The organism is Thalassotalea fusca (genome assembly GCF_053485835.1).
On record NZ_JBQRUN010000070.1, the window covers coordinates 1 to 267 of the forward strand.

The following is a 267-nucleotide window of genomic DNA, read 5'->3' on the forward strand; positions in this document are numbered from 1 at the left end:
ACGGTGTCGCGCTGTAAACATCAAAACGATAATAATTCTCCTCGAATTATTATCATCTAATTCAAGTAGCTCATTAGAGTGCGTGAAAATGTCAGTCATACATTTAGTGTTGGATTTGTCTCCAACATACTTAAGACTACTTAGGGTTGTATGGTTAAGTGACTAAGCGTATATGGTGGATGCCTTGGCAGTTAGAGGCGATGAAAGACGTGTTAATCTGCGATAAGCTCAGTTAAGGTGATAAAAACCGTTATAGACTGAGATTTC

Annotated in this window: 1 rRNA gene; it reads left to right on the forward strand. The window is 38.2% G+C overall.

Annotated features, from left to right (window positions below):
• Positions 1–152: 152 nt before the first annotated feature.
• A 23S ribosomal RNA gene (locus ACSLUK_RS20055) occupies positions 153–267 on the forward strand; the annotation flags it as partial.